Origin of the sequence: Romboutsia sp. 1001216sp1, from assembly GCF_039841805.1 — a bacterium.
Classification (GTDB): Bacteria; Bacillota; Clostridia; order Peptostreptococcales; family Peptostreptococcaceae; genus Romboutsia_C; species Romboutsia_C hominis.
Genome location: NZ_JBDPHA010000015.1, coordinates 41,898 through 62,737 on the forward strand (window position 1 = coordinate 41,898; position 20,840 = coordinate 62,737).

Below are 20,840 nucleotides of genomic sequence, written 5' to 3' on the forward strand. Positions count from 1 at the left end.
AAATGAGTAAGATAAAATCTTTTGAAGAATTAAAAAGCCTGGTTGCAAAGTATAAACCAGCCCTTGATATGAGAGAAAATCATTCTAAAGGGAACTTAACAAAAAGAGAATTATTAGTCTGTGGAGGTACTGGATGTACTTCTGCAGATAGTAATCTTATAATAAAAAATTTGAGAAATGAAATAAAAAATGCAGGTCTTGAAAGTCAAGCTGAAGTTCATCTTACAGGATGTTTTGGATTCTGTGCTAAGGGTCCAATAGTTAAGGTCTTCCCTGATAATGTTTTCTATGTTCAAGTAACTCCAGACGATGCTAAGGAGATAGTTGATACACATCTAGTTAAGCATGAAGTTGTTGAAAGACTATTATTTGAAGAACCTGCTCTTGGTCATAGAAAAGTTGAAAAACATGACGATATGTCCTTCTATAAAAAGCAATCTCGTGTTGCCCTTAGAAATTGTGGTCATATAAATCCTGAAAATATAAACGAATATCTAGGATGTCAAGGATACGTTGCACTTGGTAAATGTATAAATGAATTAACACCAGAACAAGTTATTGAAGAAATAAAAGCTTCTGGCCTTAGAGGCAGGGGTGGTGCCGGTTTCCCTACAGGAGTTAAATGGGAATCTACTGCTCAAACTCCTCCAGGTCAAAAATATGTTGTATGTAATGCCGATGAAGGTGATCCAGGTGCATTCATGGATAGATCTATACTTGAAGGTGACCCTCACAGCGTATTAGAAGCTATGGCTATATGTGGCTATGCTGTAGGTGCTGATACAGGTCACATATACATAAGGGCTGAGTACCCTCTTGCAATAGAAAGGTTAAAAGTTGCTATATCTCAAGCCCAAGAAATTGGTCTTCTTGGAGACAATATATTAGGTACAGATTTTAACTTTAATATAGACTTAAAGTATGGTGCTGGAGCATTCGTTTGTGGTGAAGGTACTGCCCTCATTAATTCAATAGAAGGTAAACGTGGAGAGCCTAGAATGAAGACTTATAGTTCTTCTAAGCGTGGTTTATGGGATAAACCAACTTGCTTAAACAACGTTGAAACTTTCGCTAATATCCCTGCAATAATAAATGAAGGTGCCGAATGGTTTACTAAGTACGGTACTGAAAATTCTCCAGGAACTAAAGTTTTCGCACTTGGCGGAAAAATAAATAACGTAGGTCTTGTTGAAGTTCCTATGGGCACTACTTTAAGAGAAATAGTATATGAAATAGGTGGCGGTATACCTAATGAAAGAGAGTTTAAAGCTGTTCAAACTGGAGGACCATCTGGTGGATGTATTGCATCTAACAACCTTGATACTCCTATAGATTTTAAATCATTAAGCTCTATAGGTTCTATGATGGGTTCAGGTGGTATGCTCGTTCTTGATGATTCCGATTGTATGGTAGATATATGTAAATTCTTCTTAGAATTTACTGTAGAAGAATCTTGTGGTAAATGTACTCCTTGCCGTATAGGTAATAAGAGATTACTTGAAATGCTTACAAAAATAACAGAAGGTAAAGGTACTTTACAAGATTTAGCTGATTTAAAAGAGTTGGCAACAACTATAAAGACTACTTCTTTATGTGGCCTTGGTAAATGTGCTCCTAACCCAGTTTTAAGTACACTTGATAACTTCTATGATGAGTATGTTGCTCACGTTGTAGATAAAAAATGTCCATCTGGAAAGTGTCAAGCACTTCTTGATTACATCATAACTGATGACTGTAAGGGATGTACTAAGTGTAGCAGAATATGCCCTGCTGGATGTATATCTGGTAAACCTAAAGAAAAACACGTAATAGATGTTTCTAAGTGCTTAAAGTGTGGTGCTTGTATGGATAATTGTAAATTTAATGCTATCATAAAACAATAAATTTAGCTTTATTGGGGGGATAAAAATGAGTTTAGTTAACTTAACTATAAATGGCAAGTCTGTTTCAGTTCCTAAAGGCAGTACTATTTTAGAAGCTGCAAAAGAAGTAAATGTTCAAATACCTAATCTTTGTCACCTAAAAATGAAAGAAATAAATATGATTAACCAATGCGCATCTTGCCGTGTATGTATGGTTAGTGCTGGAAGAGGTTTAGTTCCTGCTTGCGGTACTTTAGTTAAAGAAGGTATGGATGTTCAAACCAATACTAAAGAAGCTTTAAAGGCTCGTAAAAATGTTGTTGAATTATTATTATCAGACCATCCTCAAGATTGTTTAGTTTGTGAGAAAAATGGAAACTGCGAATTACAAAGTATAGCCGCTGATTTAGGTATAAGAAAAATCAGATATAAAGGCGAACAATCAACTTCTCCAAAAGACACTTCAACAGAATCAATAGTAAAAGACCATGACAAATGCATCTTATGTAGAAGATGTGAAACAATGTGTAATGATATACAAAGTGTAGGCGTTTTATCTGGCATAAATCGTGGATTTGGCACAGAAGTTAGCACCTTCTTCAATTCTGATTTATGTGAAACTGAATGTACTTTCTGTGGTCAATGTATAGCAGTATGTCCAACAGGAGCTTTAACAGAGGTAAATAATATACCTACTGTATGGAATGCCTTAAATCAAAAAGAAAAGACTGTAGCCGTTCAAGTTGCTCCTGCTGTAAGAGTTGCTTTAGGAGAAGAATTTGGATTAGAGCCAGGTACTATAACTACAGGAAAAATGGTATCTGCGTTAAAAGCTCTTGGCTTTAAATATGTATTTGATACTAACTTCTCTGCTGACCTTACTATATTAGAGGAAGCTTCTGAGTTCTTACACAGACTTAAAAAAGGTAAAAATCTTCCTATCTTAACAAGTTGTTGCCCTGCTTGGATAAACTTTGTTGAAAAAAACTATCCAGAATTTCTAAATCTTCCTTCAAGTTGTAAATCACCACAAGAAATGTTTGGAGCTATAGCCAAGAATTATTTTGCTCCTAAAGTTATAAATATAAAACCAAAAGATATGTATATTGTTTCAGTGATGCCTTGTGTAGCTAAGAAATATGAATGTTCTAGAACTGAATTAGGTCAAGAAGAGGTTCTCGATGTTGATGTTTCTATAACTACAAGAGAACTTGCTAAAATGATAAAAGAAGCAGGTATAGATTTCTTAACATTAGATGAAAAAGATTTTGATAACCCACTAGGTAAATCTTCTGGGGCTGCTGATATATTCGGTACTACTGGCGGTGTTTTAGAGGCTGCTCTTCGTACTGCTTATGAATGGGTAACTGATAAAGAACTTGCTGATGTAAACTTCACTCAAGTTAGAGGGATGGAAGGTATAAAGGAAGCTAGTATAGATATAGATGGTACTATTGTAAATGTATGTATAGCTAGTAGCCTTGGAAATGCTAGAAAAGTTATGGATGAAGTTAAAAACGGAAACTCTAAGTACCATATAATAGAGGTAATGGCTTGTCCTGGTGGATGTATTGCTGGTGCTGGTCAACCATATCATCATGGTGATTATGATGTTGTTAAGAAAAGGGCTTTAGGGTTATATAATATAGATAGAAATAAAAAACTTCGTAAATCTCATGAAAATCCTGCTATAGTAGCATTATATGATGAATTCTTAGGAGAACCTTATGGAAAAGTTGCTCATAAATTCCTTCATACTCACTATTTTGATAAGAGCTTAGTTTACAATGTAAATAATGGAGAATGCACTTGTATAAAAGAGTCTGATGCAACAGTTTAACCTAAATTAGTAAAATTTTAATATAAGTGAATTGAGCTAATTAAATAATATTGGTCAATTCACTTTTTATTTACATACTATAATATTTTACAAATAAAAAGTGTAGATAAGCTTATTATTTATTCCTACCTACACCATCTTTTTAAATATTTTTACTTAACACTTCTTAGTATCTATAAGTTGAGATAATTTTTTAGTAAATTCTTGTGCTGCATCATATCCCATTCCCTTTTGCCTAAAGTTCATGGCTGCAACTTCTATTATCATAGCTGTATTTCTACCAGGTTTAACTGGTACAACTAACTTCTCGACACTTACTTCTAAAATTTCTTCAAATTCTTTGTCTAATCCTAATCTATCATAATATTTATCTTCATTCCAAGCCTCTAAGTGCACTACTAAATCAATAGTTTTACTATTTTTTACAGCGCCAGCACCATACAAGCTTCTCACATCTATTATACCAATCCCTCTTATTTCTAAAAAATGTCTAAGTAACTCTGGGGATTGCCCTAAAAGTACACTTTCATCTAATCTTCTTATTTCTACTGCATCATCGGCAACTAATCTATGACCTCTTTGAACTAATTCTAAAGCTGTTTCTGATTTACCAATGCTACTTTCTCCCTTTATTAATACTCCTATACCATATACATCCACTAATACACCATGCAATGTAGTATGAGGTGCCATTCTATCATCTAAATAATTTGATAATCTGTTTATAAATCTAGTTGTATTTCTCTTTGTGCTTAAAATTATTCTTCCATACTTCTTAGCATATTTTATGACATCAGAATTAACTTCCAATCCTCTTGTTACTATAAGTGCAGGAATTTCATAAGAAAATAATTTATCTAGTACATTTTCTCTTCTTTCTGCATCTAAATAACTAAAGTAATTATATTCTGCTCTTCCTATTATTTGAATTCTATCATAAGCAAAATGTTCAAAATATCCAGCATATTGTAATCCTGGCCTATTTACATCCTGAGAATATACATAGTACTCTTTATTATCAGGCATATATACTACTTCTAATTCTAAATCCTTTATAATTTCTTTGATTGAAACCTTATCGATGAAATTCATATTATTATCCCTTTCTGAAATAATTGTAAACATTCTCACAGGCTGCTCTATTCATTCCTTCCACTTCTAATAATTCTTCAATGTTAGCTTTTTTTATAGATTCTATATCTTTAAAGTGATTTAATAGAGCTTTTTTTCTTTTTTCCCCTATTCCTTGTATATCATCTAGAACTGATTTTGTCAAAGATTTATTTCTTAAACTTCTGTGATATGTTATAGCATAGTTATGAACTTCTTCTTGAATACTTGCGACAAATCTATACAAGTTAGATGTTTTATCTAGTTCAATCTCTTTTTCCTGGGAAATAAGTCCCTTTGTTCTATGTTTATCGTCTTTATACATTCCCCATAGAGGTATTTCTACATTATATCTTTCTAAAACTTTTTTTACTGCACTAACTTGTCCTTTTCCTCCATCTAAAAGAATTAAATCTGGTAAATCTCCATACTTCAATCTTCTTTCTACTATTTCTGCCATAGAATCAAAATCATTAGGACCTATAACTGTTTTTATTTTATATCTACGATATTCCTTTTTATCTTTTTTTCCATCAGTAAATACTACCATAGAACCAATAGAGTCTACACCTTGTATATTTGATATATCAAAGGACTCTATTCTTTTTGGTCTTTTGTCTAATCCTAGTATATTTTTTAACTCATCTAAAGCTCCAATACTTTTTTCGTACTTTCTCTTGTTCATATCGGAAAATTTCTCAAGATATTCTACAGCATTTTTTCTTACCATTTCTACTAGATTTTTCTTTTCTCCTTTTTGAGGAACCCTTATAGTAACTTTTTGCCCTTTTTTAGCAGATAACCATTCTTCTAGTATAAAACTGTCTTCTATTTCATCTTCTATTATTAATTCCTTTGGTATATACTCTTGTTCCATGTAAAACTGCTTAACAAAGGATGATAATATAGATGCTCTCTCACTTTCCATAACCCCTTCTAATATAAAATGTTCTCTACCTACTATTTTACCATTTCTAATAAAGAATACTTGAACACAAGCTTCATCATGTGCTCTTGCCATTGCTATAACATCTTGATTTAAGTCTGATGTAGTGGCATCTATTTTTTGCTTTTGCATCATTTCTTCTAAACTTCTAATTTTATCTCTGTACATAGCTGCATCTTCAAAATTAAATTCCATAGCACATTTATTCATTTTCTCAGTCAGTATTTCAATTAATTTTTCTTCTTTACCTGATAAGAAAAGTATTATTTCTTCTATCATTTTATTGTAATCTTCCTTGCTTACATTTCCTGTACATGGGCCTACACACTTTTTTATATGCATATTTAAGCATGGTCTCATTTTGTTCTTTATAGCTTTATCTATATCTATATTACAAGTTCTTATTGGATAAGTATTTCTTATTATCTCTAATGTATCATTCACTGCTGTTGTATTAGTATATGGACCAAAATACCTTGCCTTATCCTTTAGTACTCTTCTAACTTTTAATACTCTAGGAAAATCTTCATTAGTTGTTACCTTAATATATGGGTATGTTTTATCATCCCTTAATAAAACATTATATTTAGGTCTATATTGCTTAATCAGATTACATTCTAATATAAGTGCTTCTAATTCTGAATCTGTAATAATATACTCAAATTTATATATATTTTTAACCATAGACTTTACTTTTGAAGGATGATTTTTAGATGATTGAAAATATTGTCTTACTCTATTTTTTAAGGATACAGCCTTTCCTACATATATAATATTATCAAACTTATCTTTCATTAAATATACACCAGGTTGTGCTGGAAGTTTCTTTAAATGATCCTGTATGTCAAACAATTTATTACCTCCACTTTTATATTTTCATATTAGAATTATACCCTAAAAAAATAAATTATTCCCATAGATTATTTTATTAAAATTAAAAGCGTAGATATAAAACAGTCAAAACTAATTTATACCTACGCTTTAGCAAAATCAATATATTTACTTTTAAAATTTTTAAAATTATTTATTATTAAAGTACTTAGGCTATATTATAAAGCTTTTAATTTATTTTATTTAGAAGCTCCTCTCCCACCATTTACTTGTAAGAAGAATGTAGACGCTTGACCGTAGTTGTGAACTTCCTTACTATCTTTATATTTATCAACAAAGTCAGAATCTAATAGACATCTATCTATTTGACCATCTTCATATAAGTTAACTGAAGCACTAGTTTCCTTAACTACTTTAGTATTTATAGTATCTAATTTGATTATATCTTTATTCCAATAGTTAGGATTTTTTTCCATAGTATATTGGTCTTCTACTTTCCAATTTGTTAAAGTAAATGGTCCATTATATATTTGAGTATCTGCTGTAGTACCATATTTATCTCCCTGAGCTTCAACAAATTTTTGATTTTGTGGGAAGAATACTTGGAATGATACTAATTCAGGGAAGTAAGAAACTTTTCTGTTTAACTTAACTTCTAATGTATAATCATCAACAGCCTTAACCCCTACATTTTCTGAACCTTTATCAGCTGCTTCTGCTGCCCCTGCTATATCATTCATTATGTATCCATACTCAGATGCTGTATCAGGGTTTAAAGTTCTTTTCCAAGAATACTCAAAATCTTTAGCTGTTACAGGGTCTCCATTTGACCACTTAGAATCTTTTCTTAACTTGAAAGTCCAAGTTAATCCATCTTCAGAAACTTCCCAAGATTCAGCCACACCTGGCTCAACTTTACCATCTTTATCTATTCTAGTTAATCCTTCCATAGTATTATTCATAACTGTGAAAGATGAAACGTCTGTTGCTTTACTTGGGTCCATTGTAGGTATATCTGAACTTATATCTATATTAAGAACTTTTTCTGGTTTATCTACATCTGCATATCTATAATCATAGTCAGCTCCCCAAGAATAATTTATTATTCCTGAAACATAAGGCTTCTCTAAATAAGTTCTTCCTTTTTGTTGAATTGGCGCTAAGAATCCATCAGATAACATTAATTCTTCTGCTTTTGCGTATTTTTCATATGCTTCAGTTGTAGTTTCTGCTTTTGTAGCTTCATCTACTAATTTATTAAATTCATCACTTTTATATCCAACTTGCTTAGAGAATTGGTTTCCAGTTTGCATTGTTTGTAGGAATGTTAATGGATCTGGATAGTCAGCTCCCCATCCTGAGTAAGCTAAGTCAAAGTTTCCAGCTGTCTCCTCTGCTAATTTTTGCTTGAAAGGAAGATTTTTAACTTCTACATTTAATCCTTCTAATGCATCAGATAATTCTGCTTGGATAAATTCACCTGTTCTTTTTCCTGAGTCATGGTCGAAAGTTAATAACTCAAGTGTAACAGTATCGAATCCAACTTCTTCTTTAGCTTTTGCCCATGCTTCTTTAGCTTTTTCTTCATCATAAGTTACACCTTTATCTTTTGTGTACTCTGCATAATCTTTTCCGTTGTCAAATGCCAAGTTAGATGGTGTAAATGTATCAGATGCAATTGATCCATTATTTAATATAACATCACATAAGGCTTGCTTATCTATAGCCATAGCTATAGCATTTCTTGCATTTTTATTAGCAAGAACTTCTTCTGAAGTAGCTTCTCCTCCACCACTAGAGCTAGATCCTCCTGTGCTACTGCATCCAACAAGCAAACTTGAACTTACTAATGCTATTGTTGCTAATACTGATATTTTTCTTTTTAAAAACATAGTAAACATCCTCCCCTATATCCAATTTACAAATAAACTCATATATTTAAAGTTTATTATATAACATGTTATAATAAAAATCATTTGTTTTTTTTAATTTTCTGATTTTTTAATTAAAAAAATTTTTTTATATGAAAATATTAATTTTAACTTGAAAATACTTTATTATGCTACTACAATTAAAATAATAAACAAGCTCGAAAGGCGGTTCGAATATGAAAAATACTTTTCAACTTCTTGCAATTAATGCTATTATCAGTTTATTATATTCAATTATCAACAAATTTAGTGCATATTCATTTTTAAATTGTGCATTTATTGTTGGTATGATTTATTTCCTTTTCGGATTATTATGTTTCGTTTGGGAAAAAGGATTTTTTAATATCACACTTTTCTCTTTTAATAAATTAAGTCAAGAATTTCAAAGAAGAAAAGGCGTATTAACAGAAGATATTAACATGACAATTGAAGATTACGTTAATAGAGAAAATAGCTTTTATCTTACAAATAGTTTATTAATATCTGGTTTGTTAATATCAACAATTACTATTGGTATAAGTTTTATGTTTATATCATAATTATATAAAACTAAATTAATTATTATACTTAGATTCTATATCACTTAAAACTAGTGATTTTAATTAAAAATTCAAAAAAAGGGGGGGTAGCGATGTTTCGCTATGTATTAAAACGTATTGCATATATGTTTATAACTTTATTTATAGTCATATCAGTTACATTTTTCTTGGTAAGACTTCTTCCAGGCAGTCCATTTAATGAACAAAAGTTAAATCCTCAACAAATTGCTAGACTGGAAGCTACTTATGGATTAGATGATCCTGTTCCAGTCCAATATGTAAGATATCTTACAGGTGTATTCAAAGGTGACCTTGGCATTTCATTTAAACAATCTAATAAGAAAGTCGAAGATATCATTGCCAGTCGTATAGGCCCTTCTGCTATGTTGGGTGCTCAATCTTTAGTTTTAGGTACCTTCATAGGTTTAGCACTTGGAATTGTCGCTGCACTTAAGAGAAATACTATTTGGGACTATACTTGTACTATACTTTCAGTAATAGGAGTTTCTGTTCCATCATTTGTATTTGCAGCTTCACTCCAATTGTATATTGCAAGTAAATTAAAAATACTACCTATAGCTTGGGGAGTTCCTTTAGGTTCAGATTTTAGATATGTTTGGACTATTCTTCCATCAATTGCACTTTCATTTTTTACAATATCAAACGTTGCTCGTTTTACTAGAACAGAACTTGTTGAAGTTCTAAACTCTGATTATATAATTACTGCTAAAGCAAAAGGTTTAAAAAAATCCACAGTTATCTTAAAGCACGCTCTTAGAAATGCATTAATTCCTGTTATAACTATATTAGGTCCTTTAGCTGCAGGACTTCTTACAGGTTCTTTAGTTGTAGAAAAAGTTTTTGCTGTACCTGGTATAGGTGACTTATTAGTTAATGCTATATCTATAAATGACTTATTCATAATTTCAGGGGTTGCTATACTTTATAGTGCATTCTACATAGCAGTTATATTAATAGTAGATATACTTTACGGTGTAATAGATCCAAGAATCCGTTTGGCAGGAGGTAAATAAAATGGTTGATAAAGTAATAATTGATGGTCAAGAAGTAGAGTTAACAGCTGATTTATTTGAACCTACTCCTATACAGTCAGGAGATAATGAAGCTATTACTAGAGAAAGTCTAACTTTTTGGCAAGATGCTCGAAAAAGATTATTTAAAAATAAAGGGGCTGTAGTTGGATTAATAATACTTTTTACTATAGTGTTAATGGCTATATTCGCACCTATTTTTTCTAAATATGATTATAAATCTCAAAACATAAGAAACGTTAAGATTCCACCTAAAATGCCTATAGTATCTTCTTTAGGTATAATGGATGGTAAAGATTCAAATGGTGTTGACGTTTATGCTGAGAAAAATATAAAAGAAAACTATTTATTTGGTACAGATGCACTTGGACGTGATATCTGGACTCGTACGTGGACTGGTGCTAGGGTTTCTTTATTCATAGCAGTCTTAGCAGCTATTTTTGATTTGCTTATAGGTGTTGCTTATGGTGGTATATCTGCTTACTATGGAGGTAAAGTAGACCTTGTAATGCAACGTATAATAGAGATAATTACAGGTATTCCTCAGTTGGTTATTGTTACACTTTTCATAATGGTATTTAATCCAGGTATATTATCAATTTCTTTAGCAATGGCTGTATCTGGGTGGACTGGTATGGCTAGAGTTGTTCGTTCTCATGTACTTAGACTTAAAAATCAAGAGTTTGTATTAGCTTCTAAAACTTTAGGTTCTTCTGATTTTAGAGTTATTTTTAAACATCTTTTCCCTAATGTTATTGGTCCTATTGTGGTAATGATCATGTTCTCACTACCTCAAGCAATATTTTATGAAGCATTTTTAAGTTTTATAGGGTTAGGTCTTCAACCACCTCAAGCATCACTTGGTGTATTAATAAATGAAGGATTTAAATCATTACAAAGCTACCCATATATGATGTTTATCCCATCAATAGTAGTTTGTTCTTTGATATTTGCTCTTAATTTATTAGCTGATGGTCTAAGAGATGCTGTTGACCCTAAAATGCGTAATCAATAATTAGTAAGGGAGATGAGTTGATTGGAAAAATTATTAGAAGTTAAAAACCTGTGCGTTAGTTTCAATACATATGGTGGAGAAGTTCAAGCTGTTAGAGGCGTTACATTCGACTTACATAAAGGTGAAACACTTGCTATAGTTGGTGAGTCTGGTTCTGGTAAATCCGTTGCTTGTAAAACTATAATGAGAATACTATCTGCAAATGGTTATATAAAAGATGGTGAAATATTATTTAACGGTAAAGATTTAACTAAACTTAGTGAACCTGAGATGGAAAAATTAAGAGGTAAAGATATTGCAATGATATTCCAAGACCCTATGACTTCTTTAAATCCTACTATGACCATAGGAAAACAAATAATGGAAGGTATTATTAAGCATCAAGGTCTTAGTAAGGAAGAAGCTAAGGCTAAAGCTATAGAACTTATAGATTTAGTTGGTATATCTGAACCTGAAAAAAGGTTTAAACAATATCCTCATCAATTTTCAGGTGGTATGAGACAGCGTATAGTAATAGCTATATCTTTAGCTTGTAATCCTAAAGTTCTAATAGCAGATGAACCAACAACTGCATTAGACGTTACTATACAGGCTCAAATATTAGAGCTTATGAAAGCTCTTCAGGAAAAAACCGGAGCTGCCCTTATATTTATAACTCATGACCTTGGAGTTGTTGCTAATATGGCTGATAGAGTTGCAGTTATGTATGCTGGTAAAATCATAGAACATGGAACAACTAATGATATATTCTATAATCCTCAGCATCCGTATACTTGGGGACTTTTAGGTTCTATGCCAACTTTAGATATAGGAGATAATGATTTATATAATATACCTGGAACTCCTCCAGATTTAATGCACCCTCCTAAAGGAGATGCATTTGCTCTTCGTAGTGATTACGCTCTTAAAATAGATCACTTAGCTGAACCACCTATGTTTAAAGTTAGCGATACACACTATGCAGCTACATGGTTATTACATCCATTGGCTCCAAAGATTGAAAGACCTAATAACGTAGGTAGAAAGAAGGTGAAAGCAGATGAGTAAAAAAGTTCTATTAAAAGTTAAAAACTTAAAACAACACTTTAGAATAGATAGAAATGCTACTGTTAAAGCTGTTGATGATGTTTCTTTTGAAATATATGAAGGTGAAACATTTGGTTTGGTTGGGGAGTCTGGCTCTGGTAAATCTACTACTGGTAGAGCTATAATAAGACTTTATGATCCAACTAGTGGAGAAATAGAATTTGATGGTAAAAATATCTCTTCTAAAAAATTGAAAAAAGATGAGAAAAATCATGTAAATAAAAATATGCAAATGATATTCCAAGATCCTATGGCATGTCTAAATCCTCGTATGACTGTTACTGATATAATTGCCGAAGGTTTAGATGTACATGGCCTATGTAAAACTAAAGAAGAAAGAAGAGATAAAGTTTATGAGTTGTTAAGAACTGTAGGGCTTAATGAACAACATGCTAGTAGATATCCTCATGAATTCTCTGGTGGGCAAAGACAACGTATAGGTATTGCTCGTGCTCTAGCTATACAACCAAAATTTATAATTGCTGATGAGCCTATATCTGCACTAGATGTTTCTATCCAAGCACAAGTTGTTAACTTACTTAGAAAGCTTCAAAAAGAAAATGGCTTAACTTATCTATTTATCGCCCATGACCTTTCAATGGTTAAATATATAAGCGATAGAATAGGGGTTATGCATAAAGGTAAGTTAGTTGAACTTACTACTGCTGATGAATTGTATGAAAATCCACTTCATCCTTATACTAAATCTTTACTATCTGCTATACCTTTACCAGACCCTGATTATGAAAAAAACAGAGTCCGTATAAAATATGATCCAGGTATTCATGACTATTCTACTGAAAATCCTGAATGGGTAGAAATAAGACCTGGACATTTTATATATGCATCAAAGTCTGAAATAGCAGGTTACGAAAAAGAACTTTCTGCAAAAGAAATTACTAGTAATTAATTCCTCTTTTTCATATAGAGCTATCTCCAAAAGAGATAGCTCATTTTGATACTTTTAGACTATGTAATGTATGTTATAATATACACTCTTCTATTAAAATCAGTTATTAGAATTTATTAAAAAGGAGTGTTTAAAATAAATCTCAAAAATTATTTTAAAACACTCCTTTAGTATTAATCTATATAATTACACCTATACCAAGTACTACTATTGCAAGTACTGATATCATTATAATTAATGGTGTTACAAATTTTAGCCATTTATCATAAGTTACATTTACCATAGCAAGTGATGCAAGTATTAATCCTGTAGGAGTTATAAAACTTATAAGTCCTTGTCCAAATTGATATGCACTTACTATTACGTCTCTGTTTACTCCAACAACATCTGCAAGAGGTGCCATTATAGGCATTGATAAAACTGCAAGTCCTGAAGATGAAGATATAAAGAATCCTAGTAATATATAAACAAAGAACATTACTGTTGAGAATACTATACCACTCATATTTGATACTACATTACTTAATCCATATAATATAGTATCACTTATCATACCACCATCCATTATTATAGTGATACCACGCGCAAGACCAATTATTAGTGCAACTCCTAGTAAATCTGCTGCTCCTGCAACAAATTCAGAAACAAATTCTTTTTCACTAAGTTTTGCAAATATAGCTAGTATGAATGTTACAAATAAGAATAATGATGTCATTTCTTTAAATGACCATTTTAATTCTTTTACACCATATACCATTACAACAAATGATAATGCAAATATTAATAACATTAATTTTCTTCCCCATGTAAACTCAGGTACATTTTCTTCATTATGACCTTTTAGGAAGTGATCTTCTAATTCTTTCTTTTGTGAATATATTAATGATTGACTTGGGTCTTTTTTTACTTTTTCTGCATACTTAACTGTGTAGAATATACAAACTGCAAGACCTGCAACTAACATAAATATTCTTAAAGGCATTCCACTTGTAAAATCAATTCCTGCTGTATTTGATGCTATAACTGTAGAAAAAGGATTTACTGTTGATGCCATTGTTCCCATACAAGAACCAAGATATATTGCTGCAATCGCTACTAATGCATCATATCCTGCTGCCAAGAATATCGGCACTACTATTGGATAAAATGCTATTGTTTCTTCTGCTAATCCAAAGCTTGTTCCACCTATTCCTATTATTACTGTTATTATTACTATTAACCAAGCTTCTTTTCCTTTTAGATTTCTTGATAAAGCACTTATACCCGCTGTAAATGCTCCTGTTTTATTTATTACTCCTACTATACCACCTATTACAAGAACGAAAGCAATTATATCTATTGAATCATATAAACCTTGTATAGGTGCATTTAAAAATGTTGTTAATGCTTTAAATACTGTTGGTTTTTCTTTTGGTAGTTGTTCATAAGTCCCTGGTATTGCCACTGGTTTACTTATAGAACCATCTGTAAATTTACTTAGATTAGTTTTTACCCCTAGTTCATCCAGTGTTTTTTGAGTTGCTTTTTTTTCTGATACTTGACCTGTAGGCGATTCTATTACGAATACGTTTGCTTCAGCATCATAAAGTAATTTTGAATACTTTCCTGAAGGTATTACATAAGTAAGTCCTAACACTAATAGCATTACTATAAGTATTACAGTGTAGGCTGTTGGAAATGAGAATTTAGATTTCTTTTTTGCTGACATATAAATCATCTCCTTTTTTGTCTAAGTTTCTCATTTATATTTTAACATATTTTTACATATATGTTAAATTTCTTACAATTCTAAATATTACTTATATAGTTTTAGCCAATATTGCAATTAAAATTACAAAATTGGCTAAATAAAAAATTAATTTTATTAAAATTATTATATATTCTTTTAAATTCACTCATCCACGTCTGTTACTTAAAATTCACTGAGTTCATTTCACTTATTTATTCAAAATATTTCTTTAAGAACATCCCTGTGTAAGACCCTTCAACTTTAGATACTTCTTTTGGTGTCCCTGTGGCAACTATTTGACCACCTTTATCTCCACCTTCAGGTCCTAAATCTATTATGTAGTCACAAGTTTTTATGACATCTAAGTTATGCTCTATAACTACTATTGAATTACCTGTGTCTGCTAATCTTTGAAGTACTTGTATTAACTTGTCTACATCTGCCATATGAAGTCCTGTTGTAGGTTCATCTAATATATATAAAGTCTTACCTGTTGGTCTTTTACTTAATTCTGTAGCAAGTTTTATTCTTTGAGCCTCTCCACCTGATAATTGTGTAGATGGTTGTCCTAATTTTATATATGAAAGTCCAACATCCATTAATGTTTCTAATTTTCTTTTTATATTAGGTATGTTTTCAAAGAATTTAAGAGCTTCCTCAACATTCATATCTAATACATCAGCTATTGTTTTATCTTTATATTTAACTTGTAGTGTTTCTCTATTATATCTTTCGCCCTTACATACTTCACAAGGTACATACACATCTGGTAAGAAGTGCATCTCTATTTTTATAATACCATCACCTTTACAAGCTTCACATCTTCCACCTTTCACATTGAAACTAAATCTTCCTTTTTGATATCCTCTAGCTTTAGCTTCATTAGTTGATGCGAATAAATCTCTTATCATATCAAATACACCCGTATAGGTTGCAGGATTTGAACGAGGTGTTCTTCCTATTGGACTTTGGTCTATATTTATTATTTTGTCTATATTTTCTATCCCTTTTATTTCTTTATGCTTTCCTGGTCTTTCTCTTAATCTATTTATCTTTCCAGCTATTCCTTTGTAAAGTATATCGTTGATTAATGTACTTTTACCAGAACCTGAAACTCCTGTTATACAAGTAAATTTACCTAAAGGGAACTTTACATTTATATTCTTTAAGTTATTTTCAGTAGCTTTAACTATTTCTAAGTATTTACCATTTCCTTCTCTAGTCTCTTCTGGTATAGTAATTTGTTTTTTACCGCTTAAATATTGTCCTGTTATAGAATTTTCATTGTCTAATATTTCATCTAAAGTACCTTGTGCAACGATATTACCTCCATGTACCCCAGCTCCTGGACCAATATCTACTATATAATCACTTTCTCTCATTGTATCTTCATCATGTTCTACTACTATAAGAGTATTACCTATATCTGTAAGATGTCTTAATGTTCCTATTAATCTATCGTTATCTCTTTGATGAAGCCCTATGCTTGGCTCGTCTAGTACGTATAAAACTCCAACTAAAGCTGAACCTATTTGAGTAGCAAGTCTTATACGTTGTGCTTCCCCTCCTGATAAAGTTCCTGCTTTTCTTGATAGGTTTAAGTAATCTAAACCAACATCTCTTAAGAAAGCTGCTCTTCCTCTTATTTCTTTTAGTATTTCATTTGCTATAAACTTTTGCTTTTCACTTAAATTGATATTTTCTATATAATCTATAAGCTCATTTACTGAAAAATTAGTTACATCCATTATATTTTTGTTGTCTACTAATACTGATAATACTTCTTTTTTAAGTCTTGCTCCTTTACATTTTGGACAAGGAGTTTCAGCCATAAATTCTTCTATTTTTTCTCTTGAATATTCTGAGTTAGTTTCTCTATATCTTCTCTCTAAATTAACTATCACTCCTTCAAATGGCGCTCTATATTCTCTTCTTCCTCCAAACTTTGATTCAAATATAAATTCAACTATCACATTGTCTTTTCCATAAAGTAACTCTTGAACAAAGTCCTCAGGCAAATCTTTAAATGGTGTATCAAGTGATACGTTAAAATGTTCTGCTAAACTTCTAACCATTTTACTATAATATGTATCATCACTTGTGCTTACAGAACCCCACGCTGCTATAGCACCTTGTTTTATAGATAAATCTTTATTCGGTATAACTAAATCTGGGTCTACTTCTCTACTTTCTCCTAAACCATTACAAGCATCACATGCTCCAAATGGACTGTTAAATGAGAACATTCTTGGAGATAGTTCTTCTATACCTACTCCATGCTCTGGGCATGCAAATTTAGTTGAGTAAAGTATTTCATCTCCACCTATTATTTGAGCAATAACAAGACCATCAGATAATTTTATAGCTGTTTCTATTGAATCTGCTAGTCTAGCCTCTATTCCATCTTTTATAACTATTCTGTCAATCACAACCTCTATATTATGTTTTTGATTTTTATTTAATTCTATTTCATCTGTAACTTCATAGTTTTCTCCGTCAACTCTAACTCTGACAAATCCTTCTTTTTTTATATTCTCTAGTATCTTTTTATGAGTTCCCTTTTGACCTCTTACTACTGGTGATAATATTTGAAGTTTAGTTCTTTCTTCAAATTCCATCATTTTATCAACAATTTCTTGGACTGTCATTTGACTAATTAATTTACCACAAGTAGGACAATGTACTTCTCCTACTCTAGCAAATAATAATCTTAAATAATCATATATTTCTGTTACTGTACCCACAGTAGAACGAGGATTTTTAGATGTTGTTTTTTGATCTATAGATATAGCTGGTGATAATCCTTCTATATATTCTACATTTGGTTTTTCCATTTGACCTAAGAATTGTCTAGCATAAGCTGACAAACTCTCAACGTATCTTCTTTGACCTTCTGCATATATAGTATCAAAAGCTAAAGAAGATTTACCAGATCCTGATAATCCAGTAAATACTATAAATTTATTTCTCGGAAGTTCTATATTAACATTTTTTAAGTTATGCTCTTTTGCGCCTTTTATTATGATTTTATCTTCCATTAATTTCTATCCTTTCTTCTAATTCTTTTACCTTATCTCTAAGTTCTGCTGCTCTTTCAAATTGTAAATTTTGAGCTGCTTCCATCATCTCTGATTGTAATTTAGCTATATTAGCTTTTATTTCATCTATATCATCAGTTTCTTTAACTCCGTATATAACTTCTTCATCAGCGACTTTCGTAGCTTCTATAGCATCTCTAATACTCTTTTTAATAGTTGTAGGAGTTATATTATTCTCTTTATTATATAGTGATTGTATTTCTCTTCTTCTTTTTGTTTCTTCTATAGCACTTTGCATAGACCTAGTTATTCTATCTGCATACATTATAACTTTACCTTCTGAGTTTCTAGCTGCACGTCCTATAGTTTGTATTAATGATGTTTCAGAACGCAAGAATCCTTCTTTATCTGCGTCTAATATCGCCACCAAGGAAACTTCTGGAATATCTAATCCTTCTCTAAGTAAGTTTATACCAACTAATACATCAAACTTACCTAATCTTAGATCCCTTATAATCTCTACTCTTTCAAGAGTATCTATATCTGAATGCAAATACTTGACCTTTATACCAATTTCTTTAAGGTAGTTGGTTAAATCTTCACTCATTTTCTTAGTAAGAGTTGTTATTAAAACTCTTTCATTCTTTTCAATTACCTTATTTATTTCACCTACTAAATTATCTATCTGATTGTCTATAGGTCTAACTTCTATTATAGGATCAAGTAAACCTGTTGGTCTTATTATTTGTTCTGCTATAGTTGTTGAATGTTGTATCTCATATGGTCCTGGTGTTGCAGTTACAAATAGTATTTGATTAATATTTTCTTCAAATTCTTCAAAATTTAAAGGTCTATTATCATAAGCTGATGGTAATCTAAATCCATTATCTATAAGCGAACCTTTTCTAGATCTATCTCCGGCATACATACCTCTTACTTGTGGTACTGTAACATGAGATTCATCAACTATTATTAAATAATCATCTGGGAAAAAATCCATTAATGTATATGGCTTCTCTCCTGGCTTTCTGCCTGTTATATGTCTTGAGTAATTTTCTATACCCTGGCAGAATCCTATTTCTTTTAACATTTCTATATCATATCTAGTTCTTTGGTCAATTCTTTGAGCCTCTAGTAATTTATCATTGTCTTTAAATTCATTTATTCTTTCTTCAAGCTCTTTTTCTATTTCAACTATAGCTTTTTCTATTCTTTCTGGTGTTGTTACATAGTGAGATGCCGGGAATATTACTACATGATTTCTCACCCCTACCATTTTACCTGTAACATAATCTATTTCTGTTATTCTATCAATTTCATCACCAAAAAATTCTATTCTTATAGCCTTTTCATCATTACTTGCAGGGAATATTTCTAAAATATCTCCTCTAACTCTAAAAGTACCCCTAACAAAGTTAACATCATTTCTTTCATACTGTATATCTATTAATCTCTTTATAACTTCATCCCTATCCTTTTCCATTCCTGGTCTTAGAGATACCATAAGTTGTCTATAGTCTTCTGGATCCCCTAATCCATATATACAGGATACAGATGAAATTATTATAACATCTCTTCTTTCTAATATTGCTGCTGTTGCAGAGTGTCTAAGCTTATCTATTTCATCATTTATACTTGCATCTTTTTCTATATATGTATCACTATGAGCTACGTATGCTTCTGGCTGATAGTAATCGTAGTAACTTACAAAGTATTCTACTGCATTCTCCGGGAAAAACTCTTTAAATTCACTGTATAATTGAGCTGCTAATGTTTTATTATGAGCTAATATCAATGTTGGCTTATTTACGTTTTTTATAATATTAGCCATAGTAAAGGTTTTACCAGATCCTGTTACCCCTAGAAGAGTAGAAAACTTTTCATTGTTATTTATAGCATCTACTATTGACTTTATAGCCTCAGGCTGATCTCCCGTAGGCTTAAATTCCGATTTTAATTTAAATTCCAACAATATCACTCCTCTCTCACGAACATTCGTTCTTTACCATTTAATTATAACATATATCTATATATATCTTGTGCTTTATTTAATAAAATTTACATAAATCATCCATTTGTCGTAATATATTCTTTATATATTACCCACTATCCTACGATTTCAACCTTATTTATATAAGTCTTTTAACGATATGAAATTCAACTTTTATTTAATGAAGAATTATATAATGTCATTATATAGCAGTAGTGTTAATTTGAATCTGCTTGCTTAACTATTTATGATATTGTTAATGAATGTATATGTAATCTGCTTTAATTCACTAATATTTTATAAAAAAATAAAGGCCTCTATGGGGGATAGAGACCTTTTTAAAATGGGGGAGATTGAGTAATTTATTTATATTAAGTTTTACATTATAATTATCTCCTGCTTTACAAAAAATATTCATAAATACTTAGATATTTTTATAAATATTTTTCATCTAGTAAAAGGATTAAAATGATTGTTTTTATTTACTCTTATAAGTCACTTACTATTTTAATTAAATATATCATAATAATTATTTATAATTTCATTATAAATAAAAAGAGATATGAATTTAATTCATATCTCTTTTTACATTTTTGTGTGTCTTTATCAATAAAAAAGATTACGTGGCTACGTCTTACTCTTCCAGGGGGTCGCCCCCCAAGTACCATCAGCGCTAAAGAGCTTAACTTCTGTGTTCGGTATGGGAACAGGTGTATCCTCTTTGCTATAATAACCACATAATCTTTATTTGGAGCGGGTGAAGGGGATCGAACCCTCACAGCCGGCTTGGAAGGCCGGAACTCTACCATTGAGCTACACCCGCATATTTAGTTTTATTAGTACTTTCAAAACTGTATACCATCTAGAGTTAATCATTTTATTTTGGTCAAGTCCTCGACCTATTAGTATCGATAAGCTAAATACATTACTGCACTTACACCTTCGACCTATCAACCAGGTA

Annotated in this window: 13 protein-coding genes, 1 tRNA gene and 2 rRNA genes; 7 read left to right on the forward strand and 9 right to left on the reverse strand. The window is 31.1% G+C overall.

The annotated features are described in order from the left end of the window. The first annotated feature begins 2 nt into the window (after window positions 1–2). Both ABHC41_RS12545 and ABHC41_RS12550 read left to right on the forward strand, forming a co-directional pair. A complete protein-coding gene (locus tag ABHC41_RS12545) occupies window positions 3–1,883 on the forward strand; it encodes an NADH-quinone oxidoreductase subunit NuoF (protein ID WP_271893363.1) in 1,881 nt (626 codons plus the stop codon). 25 nt (window positions 1,884–1,908) lie between these two features. Further along, complete coding sequence (locus ABHC41_RS12550; RefSeq protein ID WP_271893365.1) at window positions 1,909–3,702, forward strand: NADH-dependent [FeFe] hydrogenase, group A6; 1,794 nt, start codon at window positions 1,909–1,911, stop codon at window positions 3,700–3,702. A gap of 156 nt (window positions 3,703–3,858) precedes the next feature. On the opposite strand, the gene hprK is transcribed toward ABHC41_RS12550, so the two are convergent. The 3 genes from hprK to ABHC41_RS12565 all read right to left on the reverse strand — a co-directional run bounded on the left by hprK (window position 3,859) and on the right by ABHC41_RS12565 (window position 8,481). Next, the gene (gene hprK / locus ABHC41_RS12555; protein WP_092922302.1) at window positions 3,859–4,794 is read right to left on the reverse strand and encodes an HPr(Ser) kinase/phosphatase; all 936 of its coding nucleotides are present in this window, start codon (window positions 4,792–4,794) and stop codon (window positions 3,859–3,861) included. Window positions 4,795–4,798: 4 nt separating this feature from the next. Beyond that, window positions 4,799–6,610, reverse strand: coding sequence for an excinuclease ABC subunit UvrC (uvrC, locus tag ABHC41_RS12560; protein WP_092922299.1), 1,812 nt, complete (start codon window positions 6,608–6,610; stop codon window positions 4,799–4,801). Window positions 6,611–6,828: 218 nt separating this feature from the next. After that, complete coding sequence (locus tag ABHC41_RS12565; protein ID WP_166504687.1) at window positions 6,829–8,481, reverse strand: ABC transporter substrate-binding protein; 1,653 nt, start codon at window positions 8,479–8,481, stop codon at window positions 6,829–6,831. Between the two features lie 215 nt (window positions 8,482–8,696). Between ABHC41_RS12565 and ABHC41_RS12570 the strand changes: the two genes are divergently transcribed. The 5 genes from ABHC41_RS12570 (at window position 8,697) to ABHC41_RS12590 (ending at window position 13,122) form a co-directional block, all read left to right on the forward strand. Then, the gene (locus tag ABHC41_RS12570) at window positions 8,697–9,059 is read left to right on the forward strand and encodes a DUF3899 domain-containing protein (protein ID WP_092922293.1); all 363 of its coding nucleotides are present in this window, start codon (window positions 8,697–8,699) and stop codon (window positions 9,057–9,059) included. Between the two features lie 92 nt (window positions 9,060–9,151). Continuing rightward, entirely contained in the window at window positions 9,152–10,093 is a 942-nt protein-coding gene (locus ABHC41_RS12575) for an ABC transporter permease (RefSeq protein WP_092922290.1), read from the forward strand. 1 nt (window position 10,094) lies between these two features. Continuing rightward, complete coding sequence (gene opp3C / locus ABHC41_RS12580; RefSeq protein ID WP_092922287.1) at window positions 10,095–11,126, forward strand: oligopeptide ABC transporter permease; 1,032 nt, start codon at window positions 10,095–10,097, stop codon at window positions 11,124–11,126. A 21-nt stretch (window positions 11,127–11,147) separates the two neighbouring features. Beyond that, window positions 11,148–12,173: an ABC transporter ATP-binding protein gene (locus tag ABHC41_RS12585; RefSeq protein WP_092922284.1), complete on the forward strand. Its 1,026-nt coding sequence runs from the start codon at window positions 11,148–11,150 to the stop codon at window positions 12,171–12,173. Next, window positions 12,166–13,122, forward strand: a complete 957-nt coding sequence (locus ABHC41_RS12590) for an ATP-binding cassette domain-containing protein (protein ID WP_271893373.1) — start codon at window positions 12,166–12,168, stop codon at window positions 13,120–13,122. Before ABHC41_RS12585 ends, ABHC41_RS12590 begins: the two co-directional genes overlap by 8 nt. A 178-nt stretch (window positions 13,123–13,300) precedes the next feature. On the opposite strand, the gene ABHC41_RS12595 is transcribed toward ABHC41_RS12590, so the two are convergent. From ABHC41_RS12595 to ABHC41_RS12620, 6 genes are all read right to left on the reverse strand, one after another. Beyond that, entirely contained in the window at window positions 13,301–14,830 is a 1,530-nt protein-coding gene (locus ABHC41_RS12595) for a YfcC family protein (protein ID WP_092922278.1), read from the reverse strand. 233 nt (window positions 14,831–15,063) lie between these two features. Continuing rightward, window positions 15,064–17,889 carry an excinuclease ABC subunit UvrA gene (gene uvrA, locus ABHC41_RS12600; RefSeq protein ID WP_092922275.1) on the reverse strand — a complete coding sequence of 942 codons (2,826 nt, stop codon included), beginning with the start codon at window positions 17,887–17,889 and terminating at the stop codon, window positions 15,064–15,066. After that, complete coding sequence (gene uvrB / locus ABHC41_RS12605; protein ID WP_092922272.1) at window positions 17,879–19,858, reverse strand: excinuclease ABC subunit UvrB; 1,980 nt, start codon at window positions 19,856–19,858, stop codon at window positions 17,879–17,881. The genes uvrA and uvrB overlap by 11 nt, the downstream gene beginning before the upstream one ends. A 642-nt stretch (window positions 19,859–20,500) precedes the next feature. Beyond that, a 5S ribosomal RNA gene (gene rrf, locus ABHC41_RS12610) occupies window positions 20,501–20,617 on the reverse strand. An 11-nt stretch (window positions 20,618–20,628) separates the two neighbouring features. After that, window positions 20,629–20,702 (reverse strand) — tRNA-Gly (locus ABHC41_RS12615). A gap of 59 nt (window positions 20,703–20,761) precedes the next feature. Further along, window positions 20,762–20,840: ribosomal RNA gene (locus ABHC41_RS12620) — 23S ribosomal RNA — on the reverse strand; the annotation flags it as partial.